Raw genomic sequence first — 17,480 nt, 5'->3', positions numbered from 1 at the left:
GCATTAGTGTTTAAGCGGGACGTAGCTGGCCACGCTCGGACGTCATAATGATTGACGGATCAGGGCGGTCGTCGTTGACAAAGCTGCGGAAGCGCTTGAGTTTGTCTGGGTCGCTGATGGCGTTGGCCCATTCGCACTGATAGCTATCGACAACATGCTGCATTTGCCGCTCCAGCTCGCTATTAATGCCTAAGCTGTCTTCCAGAATCACCTCTTTGAGGTACTCCAGGCCGCCGTCGAGGTTTTCGCGCCATACGGAGGTGCGCTGCAGTCGGTCGGCGGTGCGTACATAAAACATCAAGAAGCGGTCAATAGTGCGGTAGAGCTGCTCGTCGTCCAGGTCAGTGGCGAACAGTTCAGCGTGGCGAGGGCGCATGCCACCGTTACCGCACACGTAGAGGTTCCAGCCGTTTTCGGTGGCAATAATGCCGATGTCTTTACTCTGGGCTTCGGCGCACTCGCGGGTGCAGCCGGAAACGCCGAACTTGATCTTGTGGGGCGAACGCAGGCCCTTGTAGCGATTCTCCAGTTGAATCGCCATGCCGACGCTGTCCTGCACGCCGTAGCGGCACCAGGTGCTGCCTACGCAGGATTTCACCGTGCGTAGCGATTTACCGTAGGCGTGTCCGGTCTCGAAGCCTGCGGCAATCAGTTCGCCCCAGATATCTGGCAGGTCTTCCAGGCGGGCGCCGAACAGATCGATGCGCTGGCCGCCAGTAACCTTCGAGTAGAGGCTGTATTTTTTGGCCACTTCGCCCAGCACGATGAGTTTGTCTGGGGTGATCTCGCCACCGGCCACACGCGGCACCACCGAGTAAGTGCCATTTTTCTGCATGTTGGCCATAAAGGTGTCGTTGGTGTCCTGCAGAGGAATATGCGCCGCGTCGGTGATCGGCTCATTGAAGCAGGAGGCCAGAATAGACGCCACAGCGGGCTTGCAGATATCGCAGCCCAGGCAGTGGGTGTCTTGATTGCCGTGTTTTTCGATCAATTCGCTGAAGGTTTTGATGCCTTCCACGCGCACAATATCGTAAAGCTCCTGGCGGGTATGGGCGAAGTGCTCGCAAATCGATTTATCAACTTCTACGCCGCGGGCTTCTAGCTCGTGGTCGACCACGCTTTTGAGCAATGCGGTGCAACCACCACAGCCTGTGCTGGCTTTGGTCGCCCCTTTGACGTTGGCAAGGTCAGTGGCATCGCCATCAATGGCGGTGCAGATATTACCTTTAGTGACGTTATGGCATGAACAAATCATCGCGGTTTCCGGCAGCGCACCGGGGCCGAGAGTGGGTGCGGCGCCGCTGCTTTGGGGCAGAATCAATGAGGCGGGCTCGTCGGGCAACTCAATGCCGTTGGAGTAGTACTGCAGCAGCGTGTCGTAAACGCTGTTATTGCCCACTAGCATGGCGCCGAGCAGCTTTTTACCGTCGCTGGAGACCACCAGCTTGCGATACTCCTGCTTGATCGGGTCTAAGTAGCGAAACATGCGCGCGCCGGGGTTTTGATTGCCATGGGCGTCACCTATCGAGCCCACATCCACGCCCAGCAGCTTGAGCTTGGTGCTCATATCCGCGCCGCCAAACTGGGTATCGCCTTCGGTTAGCGTCGAAAATGCTGCTTTGGCCATTTGATAACCGGGGGCGACTAGGCCAAAAATACTCTGGTTCCACAGCGCCACTTCACCAATCGCCAGAATGGCCGGGTCGCTGGTGAGGCACTGGTTATCCACTACCACGCCGCCGCGCTCGCCAATGTCTAAACCGCATTCGCGTGCCAAGGTATCTTGTGGACGAATGCCTGCTGAAAACACAATCAGGTCGGTTTCCAGCACTTTGTCATCCTGGAACACCATGCGCAGGCGGCTGGTCTCGCCAGGTTCGATACGCTGGGTAGCTCGCTCGGTAAGCACCTGGACGCCCAGGGCTGCAATTTTTTCCCGCAGTAGCTCACCGCCTTCGTTATCTACCTGCATAGGCATTAGGCGTGAGGCGAACTCCACCACGGCCGTATCCAGGTTCAGGCCGCGCAGAGCGTTAGCCGCTTCCAAGCCCAGCAAACCGCCGCCAACCACCACGCCAGTTGTGGCGTTTTCGGCGGCGGCCTGAATGGCGTCTAGGTCGTCCAGGGTGCGATACACTAGGCAGCCATCGCGGTCGTTACCGGGAATCGGCGGCACAAAGGGGAAAGAGCCGGTAGCCAGCACCAGGCGGTCGTAAGGGTAACGGCCTTGTTCGGTGACCACCTCTTGTGAGTTGCGGTCGATCTCAATGACGGCTTCGCTTGTGCGCAGTTCCACACCACTGGTGGCGTAGTAATCCGCTTCGCAAAGTGCGAGCGAATCGGCATCGCGGCCGCTGAAGTATTCAGAGAGATGTACACGGTCATAGGCGCGATGGCGCTCTTCGCCAAATACGGTGACCTGATAGCGCTCAAGGGCAGCGTTATCGACGAGCTGTTCGACCAGGTGGTGGCCGACCATGCCGTTACCAATAATAATAAGCTGTTCGGGAGTTGCCAGTTTTTGGGTAGACATTATGCCACCTCTGAGGTCGGTAGATGAGAAGAGGATGGAGAAGCCGATGATGAGGAAGCAGGACTGTTCGCGTTATCAGCGTGCTCGGTTTGCAGTACCTCGGCATCGGAAGGGCCAAACAGTAGTGTTTGGCGGCAAGCCGTAAGGTCAGCACTTGCCAATGCCTGTTCGAAATACCAAGGACCGTGGCGGGTATCGCCGTAGAGCACCGCCCCTTCAAGTTGGCCATCGCGCAGCAGCAGGCGACGGTAGTCGCCGCTTTCTGGGTCGCGGTAGCGCAATACGTCGTGTTCGTGGCCTGCTTCGGTAGGGCCAAATGCGAAGAGCGCTACGCCGCTGACTTTCAATTTGGTAGCAGTGGTGACTTCTTGATAACCATCGGTTGTTTCGCCGCACAGCACGGCTGCCAACACGTCAACCTGACGCCAAATCGGCTCCACTAGCCCATAGGTGTGCTGATCAAATTGGCAGCATTCGCCCAGGGCTGCGATATGCGGGTCAGACGTGGTCAGGTGCGCGTCAACCACAATGGCACGTTCGCAGCGAAGCCCCGCCTGCTGCCCCAGCTCCACATTGGGCGTAATGCCCGCCGCGACAATCACACTATCGGCGGGTAAACGGCGGCCATCGCTCAGCATGACCGCCTGGACGTGTCCGTGGCCGTTATCTTCCAGCACAGCAAGCGAAGCGTTTGTTGCGATATGGATGCCGCGCTGGCTCAGGGTGTTTTCGAGCAGGCAGGCGGCGGTTTCATCCAACTGGCGGTTCATCAGCCGCTCGCTGCGCTGGAGCACGCTCACCTTGATGTCACTGCCGCGTTTACGCAGTCCTTCAGCCGCTTCAAGACCCAGCAGGCCGCTGCCGATAACAACCGCATTGCCGCCACGTTGGGCGATGGCTTCTAGGGCGGTGGCGTCTTTCAAGTCGCGAAAGCTATGGACGCCGGCTAGCTCAATGCCGGAAACGTTGGGTATCGTTGGTAGTGAACCCGTCGCGATCACTAAGTGATCGTAATCCAGGCAGCGGTCGCTCTCCGTAGTAATACGGCAGTTGTCGCGATCAATCGTTACTACTTTTTCGTCGAGAAGCAGGGTAATGCCCTGTTCGGCGTACCATGCTTGGTCACGGAAAGTAAGCGCATCGGTGGCGAGCTCACCCGCCAATAAGGGGGAAAGCAGTATTCGGTTATAGGCAGGTACAGGCTCTTCACCAATAACAGTGATACACGTTGGGCGCCGTGGATGGCGCACCAGCGCTTCAATTAGGCGATGGCTGGCCATGCCATTGCCAATGATAATTAGGTGGTCGATAGATGCGCACCGGGAAGCGGTTTCCATAGGTGGCTCCTTGCATTCAGCATGTGTGTCGAGCAATAAAAAAACGCCCCTGACACTGCCCTTCGTTAAGAAAGGTGTGTCAGGGGCGTCGTTGCCCGTTAGCGTCGTTAAGTCACGTCGATGAGCACGCTGTGCAACCGCCGTTGGCTGCCGAGTTGTCTCATATGTTTAATACGCAGCAAAAAATTAGCCAGCTACTCCCTTGATATGAATTAATTCTTTCTAATCAGTTGCTTGGTTTTTTGATGTGCCCACAAGCTCTCGCCTGAGTAAATAAGTAAGCGCACACTATTGGTGCGTTTGGCGAGTGCTGCGCACGGTCATAGAACGCTAGTGGGCAAACAGCGGGGGTTGAATGTGCTATCAAATGATTTGGTTATTTTTATAAGATTTTGTTTTTGAATGTTATTTTGTTTTTTGTAGGGAGTTGGGCTTATTGATTGCAGTAATGTTGATAACAAGTAATAACGGCTCATTGCAGTGTATTAGCCAAATAAAACACAATGACAAATAGCAACGAACAACACTAACTGCAGCAAACCACTGATGAGTATGGCACCAAAGTGGGTGCCCCTGTGACAACGGCGTCCAGGCAGGCTTCTTTTGAGAAGCTCGCTTGGGCGCTTTTTGCTTTTTAACGCCGGAGGAAAACGCAATGCCAAAGCCTAATCGGCTCGCTGAAGGCGATATCCGCACCACGTGTCCCTACTGCGGCGTTGGCTGCGGAGTGAAAGCAACGATAGACAGTGGCAACGTCATCGCTGTGGAAGGAGATCGTGAACATCCTGCTAACTACGGGCGCTTGTGTGTTAAAGGCACGGCGCTGCATGAAACACTGGGCGCGAATGACCGCTTGCAACACCCTAGGGTGGATGGAAAAGACGTTTCCTGGGAGCAGGCGTTAGCCGAAACGGCACGGCGTTTACAGGCGCAGCGTAACGCGCATGGCAATCATACGGTTGCCGCGTATCTTTCGGGACAGCTGTTAACGGAAGATTACTATGTGGCAAATAAGCTGTTTAAGGGCTTTTTAGGCACGCCGCATCTGGATACCAATTCGCGGCTGTGTATGGCGTCAGCGGTGGCGGGCTACAAGCGCGCTTTTGGCGCCGACGCGGTGCCCTGTAGCTATGAAGATTTGGAAGAAGCGGAATTGGTAGTGTTGGTCGGCTCTAATCTGGCCTGGAATCATCCGGTGCTTTATCAGCGCCTGAAAGTTGCCAAAGAGCGCAACCCATTGATGCGTGTGGTGGTCATCGACCCTAGGGTGACCGATAGCTGTGAAATTGCCGATCTTTATCTTGGTATTCGACCGGGCAGCGATGCTTATCTGTTCAACGGGCTGCTGGCGTGGATGTCAGCACACCGTCGACTAGACAGCCTCTACCTTGAACGGCATACCGAAGGGTTTAGCGAGGCATTAAACGCTGCTCAGCAGAGTGCCAGCAGCGTGAATGATGTCGCAATAGCCTGTGACGTCGACCCCGAGCGCTTAGAAACTTTTTACTATTGGTTTGCCAGCCAGCTGCATGTTGTCACGCTCTATTCTCAAGGGGTTAATCAATCCACCAGCGGCACCGATAAGTGCAATGCCATCATTAATTGCCACTTGGCAGGCGGTAAACTTGGCCTGCCGGGTGCTGGGCCATTTTCAATCACTGGCCAGCCTAATGCGATGGGCGGGCGAGAAGTGGGTGGGCTTGCCAATCAACTGGCGGCGCATATGGACTACCATACCCCCGGTGCGCTTGATCTGGTCAGCCGCTTTTGGGCCACTGAACGTTTAATTCCTACGCTGCCAGATGCTCCCGGCCATAAAGCGATTGAACTGTTTGATGCCATTGACCGTGGGGAGATTACGGCGCTGTGGGTAATGGCAACCAACCCCGCCGTTAGCCTGCCGGATGGCGCAAAGGTACGCCGCGCGTTAGCAGCGTGTCCGCTGGTAATTGTCTCGGAATGCGTTGCTAACACTGATCTGCTGCCCTATGCCGATATTGTGCTACCCGCGTCAGGTTGGTCGGAAAAGGATGGGACGGTCACCAATTCTGAACGACGAATCTCCCGCCAGCGCGGCATGCTGACACCGCCTGGTGAAGCCCAACACGATTGGTGGATTATCTGCGAAGTTGCTAAACGCTTGGGGTTTGCTGAAGCGTTTAGCTACTCCCATCCATGGGAAATTTTCGACGAGCACGCACGGCTCTCCGGTTTTGAAAACTGTGGCACGAGCAAGCGGTTGTTTGATATTTCGGGACTGGCAGGCAAAGGGCAGGCCGCTTATGATGCGCTCTCGCCGATTCAGTGGCCGGTTAATCAATCTGCGCCGCGGGGCACGTCAAGGCTGTTTGAAGAGGGTGTGTTTGCCACGGCCAATGGCCGAGCCAAACTATTGCCGATTACGCCGCGGCTGCCAGAACAGGCGCTCAGTTCGACCTATCCGCTGCGACTGAATACTGGGCGCGTGCGCGATCAATGGCACACCATGACCCGCACCGCCAGAGCGCCGCGGTTAATGAATCATCGGGCAGAGCCGTTTATTGAACTGCACCCTGTGGATGCGGCCAACGCGGGCGTAGCTGACCAAGGGCTTGCGATGCTGACGGCAGCTGAAGGTGAGTACCGTGGGCGAGTACGTATTTCAAACGCCCAGCGGCAAGGGGAAGTGTTTGTGCCTATGCACTGGACCGACTGCTTTACAAAGCAGGGCCGAAGCGGCGCACTGATCACTGGCTATACCGACCCTGTGTCTGGCCAGCCAGAAACCAAGCAAGGGGCGGTAGCATTAACGAATTTGCCCATTGATTGGCAAGCAACGCTACTGGTGGCCAACGACCAAACCAGTACGGATACCCCCAGTTGGTGTGAAAACACTTATTGGTCGCGTATTCCTATGGGTAACTGCGAGCGCTGGCAGCTCGCTGATAGGGCCCCGGTCAGCGATTGGTTGGCAACGGTGGAGGCTTGGCTCGATGTACCCGCGTCGCTGTGGTGCGAAGATAGTGGTAGCGGCAGACTGCGCGCAGCAGGAATAGTGAATGGCCAGTTACGCTGGTGGCTAATGGTAGGGCCACCGCAAGAATTACCGGGGTTTGCTTGGCTTGAGGCGCGCTTTAACGACGCGACGCTAGACCTTCACCATCGCCAACGGCTACTGGCAGGTTGCGATGATGGTGCGGTAGATGCGGGCCCCGTTGTGTGTAGCTGTCATCAAGTAGGACAAACCACTATCATTAAGGCAATTCGTGGGGGCGATATCAGTGTTGAAGCCCTCGGCGCCCGACTAGCTTGCGGCACTCAGTGCGGCAGCTGTATTCCAGAATTAAAATCATTACTTGAAGAGGAGCGTCCAAATGCGTGCGCTAAGCAAACAACTCACCCAGAAATGGCTTGAGGTCTTTATGCGCCTCAGCCAGCGGGTGTTAGCGCCCTTTGGCCGCGAATCAGCCACGCGCTTAAGCCTTCCGCTTAGCGGCGAATGCCGTTCTGGGACAGTGTATTTAGTCGGTGCAGGCAGTGGAGATATGGAACTGCTCACCTTGAAAGCAGCGCGTCTGTTAATGCAGGCCGATGCGGTAGTCTATGACCGCTTAGTGGGTGACGATGTGCTGGGGCTGATACCGTCAGGCACCGAACGCTATTACGTGGGAAAAGCAAGCGGGCATCATAGCGTGCCTCAAGATGAGATAGGCGCGCTGATCGTCTCGCTTGCCCAGGCGGGTAAGTCGGTTGTGCGTTTGAAAGGTGGCGACCCAGGCGTATTTGGGCGTATGGGTGAAGAACTGGGGGCGCTAGCGAATGCCTCAATATCTGCTGAAATAGTGCCAGGCATTACCGCTGCCTCGGCGGCCGCTGCGGGGATGGGTATTCCGCTAACTGATCGTGGCCATGCCCAGCAACTGCGCTTTATTACGGCGCAACTGTGCCGGGAAGGTGGCACGCCGGACTGGGCAACCCTTGCCCGTCAAGATGAAACCCTAGTGTTCTATATGGGGCTTTCCAAAGTAGACGCTATCTGCCACGGCCTTCGCCAAGCGGGCCTGCCGGATACGTGGCCCATTATGTTGGTAGCCAATGCTAGCCAGCCTGAACAGCAATCCTTAGTGGGCACGTTGGCGGACATGCCCGCGCGACTCGCTGCTCAACCGTTACCCTCACCGTGCTTGATTATGGTGGGCAGCGTGGTGAGCATGGTGGCGGAAAGCCCTGCCGCGAGAACGTTAGCCTCTTATGGTGATCAAACGTCATCGTAAGGCATTGGGAACTTGATCAATCTCATTGGGTCATACAAGCGGCGAAACCAATAGGACGGCGGCCATAGTGGGGCTAGGTAAACTACTGCGCTGCCAGACAAGCGTTTGTTAATGTCTGTTTTTTCAAAGACTGTTTTTTTCAAAGACTGAGGAGTACACCGTGAAAAAAGGCAAGATACGCGATAACGCACTGAAAGCGCAGCTGCGAACGCCTATGTTCAAAATGCAGCAGCAAACACCGAAAAAAGGTAAGGGTAGTTACTCCCGTAAAGGTAAGAGTGACGGGAGAGGGTATCGCCAAGCCGCTTGAGCAGGCGTTTTGGCGATGCCTTCCCCAGGCATCTTATTGCTCGGCCTTTTTACCGAGCAACTCTCATCAGCTTGGCCGACCTATTGGGTCGGCTTTTTTAGTAGGTATTGATGAGGGGGAGGTTGATGACGTTTCCATTCGATAGCCTGACTGGTAAACGCTGCGCAGCCGAAGACCGTGGCGGCCGTCTAACTCCAGCTTGCGGCGCAGGCGGCTGACATGAGTATCCACCGTGCGTGTGGGGACGTCTCCCTTAATTCCCCATACTAGCTCAAGTATATGGGGGCGGCTGAGTAACTCACCAATTTTAGAGAAGAAGAGGGTCGCAAGACGATATTCCCTCTCAGTTAAATCAATCATTCGCCCTTCGATGCTGATTGTATGATCTTCCGTATTAAGAGTAAAAGCGGTGGGGCACGTGGCTGAAGGTCGAGGTGTGTCGTAACCTGCGCGGCGCCCTAAAGCGCTCACGCGAGCTAAAAACTCTTTAGGGCGGAGGGGCTTAGCCAAAAAATCATCGGCGCCTTGCTCTAGCGCCTGCACGACGTCGTCCTCACCTTGGCTAGCGGTGATGAACAGGATCGGACCTCTCCAACCATCGTGTTGGCGCAAATGTCCTACGACATCCATACCGCAACCATCAGGCAATCGCCAGTCGATAATTAGGAAGTCAAAACTTTGCTCTTGCGTTGCGCGCCTTAGCTCATTTGCCCTGCCAAAGAGCGATACCTGATGCCCCGAGGACGACAGGCACAGCTCGATAAACGCTTGTTGGTCGAGATCATCTTCAAGCACGCCGATATGCATAGTGAGTTACCTATCTTATCGTGTGATCAACTCCACACTACTGCCGGGAAACGCATATTTTGATTCTAGTTGAAGTAAAGTAAGCGACACAAAGGTTCACAGTTAACGCTGAGATCATGGCGCTATACTACGTTAACCAATGTGGAGGCTAGGCCATGATTAAGTATTTGATTAATAATGCAGTTCTTTTTATTGCCAGTGCGCTAATTGCCCACAGCGCACTGGCACTGGAAACGCCAACAGGCCACGTTATTCTCGAAGTGACGGGCAACATTACTCACACCAACGTGGACAATGAAGCGCACTTCGATAAAACCATGCTAGAGGCGCTAACGCAGCGGAGCACGCAGACCAGCACGCCTTGGCATGATGGTGTCGTCAACTTTTCGGGCCCGCTAGGAAGGGCGTTATTAGAAGCCGTTGGCGCTGAAGGGGATCAGATGAACGTCGTAGCGCTCAATGACTACTCTTCGATGGTGCCTGTCAGTGATTTTTACGACCACGAGGTCATTTTAGCCATGCGTGCGAATGGTCAGCCACTCAGAATTCGAGATCACGGGCCGCTGTTTATTATTTATCCCTTCGATGAAAATCCTTCGCTTTTGAATGAAGAGATCCTCACGCGTTCCGTATGGCAAGTAAAACGGATAGAGGTCAAATAGCGCGGGTAGTACCACTAGGTAGACGCCATGTTGCCCATTTTGAAGCATTACTTTTCGCGTCGCGTAAGGGTTGCTACTTTCTCAGCAATCCTCTTTTTTCTTTCCGCCATCATTATTGGTGGCGTTATTTTTCAGCGCCAACATGCGATTGAAAATAGGTTGCTGGAAAACTTGGTATGGACAGGCTATCAATTTGATAGAGAGGTTAGGGAGCTACACATTACGTTAGTGGATATGCAAATTGATAATGCGTCTGTTGATGATCTGCTACTACGTTTTGAAATTTTATACAGTAGAAAAGCTCTTTTTCAGCGCGGTGATATTTATCTGGCTATTTCGAAGATTGAAGGTATTAACGAACTGGTAGAAAAAGCGAGTACGTTAATTGAGGAGATAGACGCTATCATTGAACCCCTTTGGGCGAGTTCGGGCACTGTTAATGAGGCCGTGATTGAGCAGCTACTGAGCCAAGTGATTGAGTTACAGCGCTACACTGGAAATATTTTAATAGATACGAACGCCAGTGTCGCTGTGCTAAGGACATCTGAACGCCAGACAATGACGCAGCTGTACGCAGTGGCATTGATGATCTTACTTTTATTGATGTTCTCAGGAGGGTTGTTGGTAAGAGCGCTAATTCGGGAAGGAAAGATCAGTCTTCAAAAAGCTCTAGCGCTGGAAGAAAAGAGTATAGAGCTAAGAGAGACCGCTAAGCGTGCAGAAATTGCTAGCCAAGCTAAGTCTGAGTTTATGGCAGTAATGAGTCATGAAATTCGCACGCCGCTTAATGGCGTCGTAGGAATGGCAGACTTGTTAAGTGAGGAGGTGCATACGTCTAAGGGCCAAGCGTACCTTTCATCTCTCAAGCGCAGCTCTGATAGTTTGCGCGCCGTTATCAACGATATTTTGGATTATACCAAGATTGAGAGTGGTCGACTTGATTTGGATGCGAAGCCTTTTGATTTAAGAGAGTGTATCGAAGCACTGTGCACAGGGTATGTACTTCAGGGAAATACCAAGCCTGTTGTGTTTAGTTACTCTATTGATGTGTCGCTACCCCATTATGTGGTGGGAGATATTGCACGCCTGCGCCAAGTCATTATGAATTTGATTAATAACGCATTAAAATTTACAGAAGAAGGTTTTGTTAAGTTCCGCGCGTCGCTAGATTTAGATGGGCTGCTTCTATTTGAGGTGCACGATACGGGGTGTGGCATTGCTGCTGAAGATCAGGAGAGCCTTTTTTTAGCTTTTTCTCAAGTAGATACATCCATTGCGCGCCGCCATGAAGGAACAGGTTTGGGGCTTGTCATTTGTAAACGGCTTGTGCAGGCTATGAAGGGAGAAATAGGTGTAACTAGCCAGGTGGGGTTAGGTAGCCGCTTTTGGTTCTCAGTTCCTTTAGCCGAGACCGAGTGCATTGATGGTTATTTGCATCGCGAACAAGAGATGTTGTTAGCGAATCATCATATATTAGTTGTTGAAGATAATCCGATTAACCAGACTGTTGCTAAGGTGATGCTTGAGCAGCTGGGCCTACTCGTCACTATCGCAGACAATGGCCAGCTAGCATTACAGCATCTCCAAGAAGAGTATTCGTCGATCGATCTTGTGTTAATGGATATGCAAATGCCAATTTTGGATGGTCCCACAACGACCCTGCAGTGGCGTGCCTTCGAAGCCGAGCATTCACTGGATAGATTACCCATTGTCGCTATGACCGCTAATGTGATGCCTGAGCATCGTGAACGCTGTTATGAAAGTGGCATGGATAATATGATTAATAAGCCTTTTACACGTGTGGAATTGCAGAGCTTAATTCATCAGTATATTGCCACTGAGCCCTATTCCTGTGTGGATGAAGAGCTCCAGCCTAATGTGTGTGAAAAATTAGATGTTGGCTTATCTGAAGTTCAAGAAAGTGGTGTGTTGGATGAAAGAATATGTAATGAGTTAAAGGAAATGTTCGATACGGCAGCTCTGGATGTATTAGTTGATAATTTTATACGTCGCTTGGAGACACGAATGACCAAGCTGAGAAATGCATGTATGACGGAAGATTACGAGTTGCTACGAAAAGAAGCTCATTCACTCAAAGGGGCCGCTGCCTCTTTAGGGTGTGCCGCTATTGCTGACTGTGCTGAAAAGATAGAGAAGCCAGCGAGTGATGGTGGGAGTTACCTACTATCTTTAATTAATGATTTGGAGGTTGTTAAAGAAAAAACCATCGATGCTTTGATGGTTTACGGATTACTGGGGGTGAAATAGTTGAAGGTGCAGGTGTGAGATTTACTACACCGTCTTTTTACGCCTTCTATACAGTGTAGAAGGTGCTACGCCTAATGATTTAGCTGCCGACTCGATGCAACCTTGATGCTCCGTAATCGTATTTTCAATAACGCTTTCTTCTATTTCTTTCAATGTTTTTCCTGATGTGTTGATAGTGCCAAAAGACATAATGTCGGGTTTTGGTGGGGCAGTTTTTGAGCTGTATGAAATGCTTGAAGAAATCAGATGCTGCTTATGCAGATCGACTCCTTGGTGAAGAATTGCCGCCCGTCTAAGCGTGTTTTCCAGTTCCCTTACATTACCTGGCCAAGCATGGTCGGTTAAAAAACTGACCGCGCTATCTGAAAGCCGACAGGGCAGCGTGTGTTCTTCACTGGTAATGTTAGAGAGCAAACGGTTGGCGATGAGGACGACATCGTTGCCTCGTTCCCTTAATGGAGGAAGCTCAATGCTGAGCACATTGAGTCGGTAATACAGGTCTTCTCTAAACTCGCCTTGCTGTACAGCCGCAGAGAGATCACGGTGACAGGCACTGACAATACGACAATCAACGGTCACTGGCTTGGTGCTTCCAACGGGCAAGATGGTGCCTGTTTGCAAGGTTCGTAGCAGTTTTGCCTGAAACACAAGCGGCATATCGCCTATTTCGTCTAGGAACAGCGTTCCGCCATCGGCCGCTTCAAAAAAACCTTTTTGATCGCGTGTAGCGCCGCTAAACGCGCCTTTGATGTGCCCAAACAACATGGACTCAATCAGGGACTCAGGAAAAGCAGCGCAGTTAACGGCAATGAATGGTTCATTTGAGCGAGGGCTGCAGTAGTGGATGCTACGGGCGACTAACTCCTTTCCTGTACCACTTTCTCCGTGAAGCCAGAGCGGTGCATGAGAGAGGGCCAACAAGGGAATTTGCTGGCGTAAACTATGCATCGCCTTGCTTTCGCCCAGCAGCAATGTCTCGGGAGAAGCATCGTTAAGGTTGGATTGTGATAATTGCTGTTGAAGCTTTTCAATCAATTTTCCAGTCCAATCCAGTAATGCTTTGCATCCTAGAGGTTTGACAAGACGAACGATCTCGCCACAGGACGCATTTTCTGCGGAGAGATCGTTAGCGGAAATCACCATACACGCAGTAGGTTGGTCAAGATCTCGGCAGGTGGTCATGACATCGATTCCGGTCATGTCGGGTAATTGATAATCCAAGATTACTGCTGCTGGACCCTGGTACTCCACCAACGTAGAGACCGCTTCACAACCATTTCTTGCTACTTTTACGTTGTGGTAGTGAAGTTTCAATATCGCATGGTAGAGCGAAGCAGTATCTTCATCGTCCTCTACAATTAACACTAGGTATTGTGCGTTGGCTTGATTTTCTATAGCGCCATCGCTGGGTGTGTGTCCAATAGGTTGTTGATTTTTTTGCTTAGAAGAATACATGCCCATGCCGGAGCCCCTATCGATAACTGCCAGGATAAATACAAACCCTGATTTCAGCATATCACCATTTATTGGGCAGGCATGGGAAGAGACATTTATTAACATTTGTATTGCATGGAGTGTCGCTAATTAACATGACGTTATTCAGCAATACTTTCATCTAAAAGTATTAAGTCATTGCTGTCATCTTGCATATTGAGCAGGTTTCTTATTTTTGACAGAGAGTTTGCTTCTGCTTGGTTGGTCTGGTGGTTTTCCGTCATGATTAATCCTTCAGCGCCATCACCCAGCGTCATTTCAATCTGCTGCCAGTTGCCCACCGCAATGGAGGTAGACGAATTGACAATAAGGATGTCCTCGGACGACTCGCTCGCTACGGGATCTAAACCGCCAGCCGCTGTGTTTTCTCTATTGGCAGCAGGCATGGCGTTGTTTCGTTCACGTGCTTGTCTCCAGCGTGCTTCCTGTAACAGTAGTGAACTCTGCGTATTCGCTCGTTCAGGAAAATCGTAGGGATATGGCCCTATCAGCGGGTCACGGTCTCTTGCTTCAACAGGGCTGGTCAATGCCATGGCTAGCAGTAAGCTTGCGCTTACAGCGGTGACGTATTTGATTGCCTGTTGTGCATTCACTGTGAGGACATTCATCTTATTGCTCCTTGGCGCCCATGCGCTGCATGGGCGCCCATCTGTTGCTATGATATTCAGAAATTGCCATCCACATTGACAGACAGGTTGTTGCCGACCGAGGTAGCAGTTGACGACACGGCGGGGTTAGTGTTGTTGCCCATGCCACTGATACCATCGAACAGCACTGCGTCAACCGTAGAGGTGCTAGTCACTAGGGCAACGGCTAGCTGCTCATTGTTGGCGATGGCGAAGGCATCCTGATCAGAGATCGTGGTGAGATCTAAGCTCAAGTTGTTACCTACGCCAGTAGCAGAGCTATCCACGGTGGCATTGGTGACACCCAGCACTGATGACGATGCGAGGATGGCTCCAGGTACGAGTGCTGTGGTAATTAATGGGTCAACGCTTAGTCCTACGCCTGCGTAGAGCTGGCTATTATCCGTCTGCATGGATACATCCGAGGTGATAGATCCATTATTACCGACAGACGTAGCCGCACTTTCTACGGATGCAAGGTCATCAATGGAGTTACCACTGAGCACTGGGATAATCAGGTTATCCACGACGGTGACTAAGCTAGTGGAGGTCATCGCGCCATATGCGATCTGATCGTTTTCGGTTTGTGTTAAGCCAGCAGGTGTGACGTTGACATCAGATAGTGCTGATGTGTCTACCGTGCTGTTAACGGTGGCATCCCATACCCAAGTGACAGAGTCAAAAGCTTGAGCGCTTGATACCGCAGTGATGCCAGCAAAGGCGATAGCTACGGACAGTGCAGTTTTATTTAGAGTTTTCATGACGGCATCCTTTTAGTAAGCCGCTGGATAATGCCCGTCTGCCACTTGACACTCTTCAGTGTCAGCAATGGGCAGGCCGAGACCTTCCGTCAGGATCTGGTAGGCAGCCATTTCCACGACGGATCGAACACCAAGTTGAAGAGGCTCATTCCTCACCGACCCGGCATCGAATTCAACAAGCTGATTGTCAAAGAAGCGGTAAATACCGGCCTCTACTTGGTTTCCCACAATCTGCTTTTGTAAACTAGTGACATAGACGGTTTGGAATGTGTTGGTGTCTATGACCCGAAGATCTAATCCCACATTAATCACCGCTTCTCGCGTGCCGGCGCCCACTAAACCGACATAAAGACGGGCACCTTGGGTGAGAATGTTATAGTTAAGTTCTGTGAGTGCCCCCAGAATGACAAAGTTAGCGGGCTGTACATTCAGTGGCGCCGCAGGTATTTGCATTGCCCCGGCATCTTGCAACTGACGCTCAGCCAGAGGAATGCGAATATCTAGGCGTTCCGCCAGCCTAACTTTGCGCGTTTTATAGAGTGCACTAATCAACATTTCTGATACGCCTTGCGTTAGTGTGCGGCTATCAGTAATAGTGGAGTAGCTGACTTGGCCCGTTTGATCGAGAATTTGTCCAACACTAACAGTGGGCAGATTCATACCTGGCTGTTGGCTGAGAGCACTTAAGCAACGGCTGTAGGGCGTGTGATTTGACATCACTGGAGAGCCTTCGCGCGGTGCGATAGGATCAGTTCCAATTGAAGCACAACCGCTAATAGAAGCACTTAATGCAATGGCGGCTGTGATCTTGTGGGGAGTTGGAAACTTCATGTCTGGTTCCTCCTGTTGTTGTATAACTAATAGCAGGAGGGATGCCATGTTTATATTTTTATATATTTATCAGTTGATTGCGTGTTTTTATTGGTGTGTAGGCTGGTTTTAATAAGTTGATTCGCTGAACTCTCTCTTGCAATTTGCAAGTTTTGAATTGCAAACTGCAATTTTTTTGCGTTATGCGAATAAATGCCGACATTATAAGTGAGGTCTAAGGAGAGTTCGGTGTATTCTTATTAGAGGTTCGAGCAGATATGAAAAAAGCAGCGAGGTCATCGCTGCTTTTATTCTATAGAGTAAGTGTTTAGGTCAATTTTCTATATTTTCTCGGCTTTCTAACCAGGCATCAAATGCTTTTGGAGACAGCGGGCGAGATATAAAGTAGCCTTGACCCACAGGACAGCATACGTCTTTAAGCGTGTTGTATTGATCGTCGTTTTCGATACCTTCGGATACGACGCTCATGCCAAGGCGGTTGCCAAGCTCCACAATGGAGAGAACGATGGTGTGGGCCCTGGGCTCATTATCCATGAGAGAAACGAAGCTACGGTCTATTTTTAACTCATCAAACGGCAGGCGATATAGCTGAGTCAAAGATGAATAACCTGTACCAAAGTCATCAAGCGCTAGCTTGCAGCCTCGTTTACGCAGCTCATCCAAGACGTGTCGCGCATAGCCCAAGCACTCCACGCCGACGGATTCCGTCAGTTCTAGCGTGATCTTAGTCATATCGATGGGGTACTTGGCACAAAGCGCATCGAACATCGTCAGCATATTTTCAGCTTTAATGAACTCAGCTGGCACGTTAATGGCGATGCTTATGGGAAGTGCGCTTGTGTGCCAAGCGGCCAGTTGTGTAAGTGCTAACTCCAACACACACCACGTCAGCGGTATCATGAGGCCGCTTCGCTCGGCGAGGGGAATGAAGTTATCAGGATAGATGGTTCCTCGGGTTGGGTCTTCCCAACGTACTAAGGCTTCTGCGCCCACTACTGCGCCGTTTGCAAGGGTGACCTTGGGTTGTAGCGCGAGGCAGATGTGTTTTTGTTTAATGGCTTGGGCTAGCTCACCAACAGCGGGCGCTTTCGGAGAAGCCTCAACTTGCTCGATAAAATCACTCAGGCCAGTCATCAGCTTTGCCTTAGGTAAAAAACCCAGCATTTTTAATCCCTTGGCTTTACCTTCTGCAATCGCATGGGCAGCCGTTTCACCGGAGCAGCTGCTTAATAGCAAGATAGACGCGCTAATTTTCAGGTCGTAAAGATAATCCAGAATGTCCAGCCCGGTAAAATCTCTCAGATCATAATCAAGTATGATCAGGTTGGTGTTAAGCAGGGCAGGCTTACGTGCCAGCTCTCCTAAGCAGCCGACAGTGGCTACGTCAAACCCATGGCTGCTTAGCAGCATTTTGCCCAGCAGTTGAATATCGACGTCATCGTCCACGACTAACGCACTAGGTAGCATAATGTGGCCTCACACGTTGGAACACGGCGCTTTTTATCGAGTTTATTGCGCGTGTACTAGCGCATTGCCGAGTGGAGCAATGCAAAAACGCCTTCAGTTGCCAGCGGAGAGCGAAAGCGCCGATTGTATCC

The 17,480-nt window shown here is 51.6% G+C and carries 13 protein-coding genes; 5 read left to right on the top strand and 8 right to left on the bottom strand.

What is annotated here, in order from left to right:
* Positions 1 to 10: 10 nt before the first annotated feature.
* The gene (gene nirB / locus JFC11_RS01225; RefSeq protein ID WP_198348527.1) at positions 11 to 2,533 is read right to left on the bottom strand and encodes a nitrite reductase large subunit NirB; all 2,523 of its coding nucleotides are present in this window, start codon (positions 2,531 to 2,533) and stop codon (positions 11 to 13) included.
* A complete protein-coding gene (locus JFC11_RS01220; RefSeq protein ID WP_198348526.1) occupies positions 2,533 to 3,870 on the bottom strand; it encodes an NAD(P)/FAD-dependent oxidoreductase in 1,338 nt (445 codons plus the stop codon). Before JFC11_RS01220 ends, nirB begins: the two co-directional genes overlap by 1 nt.
* Positions 3,871 to 4,525: 655 nt before the next feature.
* Between JFC11_RS01220 and JFC11_RS01215 the strand changes: the two genes are divergently transcribed.
* From JFC11_RS01215 to arfA, 3 genes are all read left to right on the top strand, one after another.
* Positions 4,526 to 7,264: a nitrate reductase gene (locus JFC11_RS01215; protein WP_198348525.1), complete on the top strand. Its 2,739-nt coding sequence runs from the start codon at positions 4,526 to 4,528 to the stop codon at positions 7,262 to 7,264.
* Positions 7,224 to 8,123 (top strand): uroporphyrinogen-III C-methyltransferase, encoded by a 900-nt coding sequence (gene cobA / locus JFC11_RS01210; RefSeq protein ID WP_198348524.1) that lies wholly within the window; start codon positions 7,224 to 7,226, stop codon positions 8,121 to 8,123. Before JFC11_RS01215 ends, cobA begins: the two co-directional genes overlap by 41 nt.
* 160 nt (positions 8,124 to 8,283) lie before the next feature.
* Positions 8,284 to 8,433, top strand: coding sequence for an alternative ribosome rescue factor ArfA (gene arfA / locus JFC11_RS01205; RefSeq protein ID WP_084183661.1), 150 nt, complete (start codon positions 8,284 to 8,286; stop codon positions 8,431 to 8,433).
* A gap of 66 nt (positions 8,434 to 8,499) precedes the next feature.
* Here arfA and JFC11_RS01200 read toward each other — a convergent pair whose 3' ends face one another.
* Positions 8,500 to 9,240 (bottom strand): response regulator transcription factor, encoded by a 741-nt coding sequence (locus JFC11_RS01200; RefSeq protein WP_198348523.1) that lies wholly within the window; start codon positions 9,238 to 9,240, stop codon positions 8,500 to 8,502.
* Between the two features lie 155 nt (positions 9,241 to 9,395).
* Here JFC11_RS01200 and JFC11_RS01195 point away from each other — a divergent pair, with 155 nt between their 5' ends.
* Together JFC11_RS01195 and JFC11_RS01190 are read left to right on the top strand one after the other, a co-directional pair.
* Entirely contained in the window at positions 9,396 to 9,902 is a 507-nt protein-coding gene (locus tag JFC11_RS01195) for a putative pterin-binding protein (protein WP_198348522.1), read from the top strand.
* Positions 9,903 to 9,929: 27 nt separating this feature from the next.
* Positions 9,930 to 12,170 carry an ATP-binding protein gene (locus JFC11_RS01190; protein WP_198348521.1) on the top strand — a complete coding sequence of 747 codons (2,241 nt, stop codon included), beginning with the start codon at positions 9,930 to 9,932 and terminating at the stop codon, positions 12,168 to 12,170.
* A 24-nt stretch (positions 12,171 to 12,194) separates the two neighbouring features.
* Here the strand turns inward: JFC11_RS01190 and JFC11_RS01185 are convergent, their stop codons facing one another.
* The 5 genes from JFC11_RS01185 to JFC11_RS01165 form a co-directional block, all read right to left on the bottom strand.
* Positions 12,195 to 13,730, bottom strand: a complete 1,536-nt coding sequence (locus JFC11_RS01185; RefSeq protein ID WP_198348520.1) for a sigma-54-dependent transcriptional regulator — start codon at positions 13,728 to 13,730, stop codon at positions 12,195 to 12,197.
* A gap of 35 nt (positions 13,731 to 13,765) precedes the next feature.
* Complete coding sequence (locus JFC11_RS01180; protein ID WP_198348519.1) at positions 13,766 to 14,272, bottom strand: hypothetical protein; 507 nt, start codon at positions 14,270 to 14,272, stop codon at positions 13,766 to 13,768.
* A 56-nt stretch (positions 14,273 to 14,328) separates the two neighbouring features.
* The gene (locus tag JFC11_RS01175; RefSeq protein ID WP_198348518.1) at positions 14,329 to 15,051 is read right to left on the bottom strand and encodes a hypothetical protein; all 723 of its coding nucleotides are present in this window, start codon (positions 15,049 to 15,051) and stop codon (positions 14,329 to 14,331) included.
* A 12-nt stretch (positions 15,052 to 15,063) separates the two neighbouring features.
* A complete protein-coding gene (locus JFC11_RS01170) occupies positions 15,064 to 15,882 on the bottom strand; it encodes a CsgG/HfaB family protein (protein WP_198348517.1) in 819 nt (272 codons plus the stop codon).
* Between the two features lie 312 nt (positions 15,883 to 16,194).
* Positions 16,195 to 17,349, bottom strand: a complete 1,155-nt coding sequence (locus JFC11_RS01165; protein ID WP_198348516.1) for a two-component system response regulator — start codon at positions 17,347 to 17,349, stop codon at positions 16,195 to 16,197.
* Positions 17,350 to 17,480: the final 131 nt, after the last annotated feature.

Source organism: Vreelandella alkaliphila, assembly GCF_016107625.1.
Classification (GTDB): Bacteria; Pseudomonadota; Gammaproteobacteria; order Pseudomonadales; family Halomonadaceae; genus Vreelandella; species Vreelandella alkaliphila.
This window is presented reverse-complemented; position numbering and strand designations above follow the sequence as displayed.

Bases quoted from the DNA above. Each gene is read 5' to 3' on its own strand.
- nirB (WP_198348527.1), bottom strand. From the start codon at position 2,533: ATGTCTACCCAAAAACTGGCAACTCCCGAACAGCTTATTATTATTGGT.
- JFC11_RS01220 (WP_198348526.1), bottom strand. From the start codon at position 3,870: ATGGAAACCGCTTCCCGGTGCGCATCTATCGACCACCTAATTATCATT.
- JFC11_RS01215 (WP_198348525.1), top strand. From the start codon at position 4,526: ATGCCAAAGCCTAATCGGCTCGCTGAAGGCGATATCCGCACCACGTGT.
- cobA (WP_198348524.1), top strand. From the start codon at position 7,224: ATGCGTGCGCTAAGCAAACAACTCACCCAGAAATGGCTTGAGGTCTTT.
- JFC11_RS01200 (WP_198348523.1), bottom strand. From the start codon at position 9,240: ATGCATATCGGCGTGCTTGAAGATGATCTCGACCAACAAGCGTTTATC.
- JFC11_RS01195 (WP_198348522.1), top strand. From the start codon at position 9,396: ATGATTAAGTATTTGATTAATAATGCAGTTCTTTTTATTGCCAGTGCG.
- JFC11_RS01190 (WP_198348521.1), top strand. From the start codon at position 9,930: ATGTTGCCCATTTTGAAGCATTACTTTTCGCGTCGCGTAAGGGTTGCT.
- JFC11_RS01185 (WP_198348520.1), bottom strand. From the start codon at position 13,730: ATGTTAATAAATGTCTCTTCCCATGCCTGCCCAATAAATGGTGATATG.
- JFC11_RS01180 (WP_198348519.1), bottom strand. From the start codon at position 14,272: ATGAATGTCCTCACAGTGAATGCACAACAGGCAATCAAATACGTCACC.
- JFC11_RS01175 (WP_198348518.1), bottom strand. From the start codon at position 15,051: ATGAAAACTCTAAATAAAACTGCACTGTCCGTAGCTATCGCCTTTGCT.
- JFC11_RS01170 (WP_198348517.1), bottom strand. From the start codon at position 15,882: ATGAAGTTTCCAACTCCCCACAAGATCACAGCCGCCATTGCATTAAGT.
- JFC11_RS01165 (WP_198348516.1), bottom strand. From the start codon at position 17,349: ATGCTACCTAGTGCGTTAGTCGTGGACGATGACGTCGATATTCAACTG.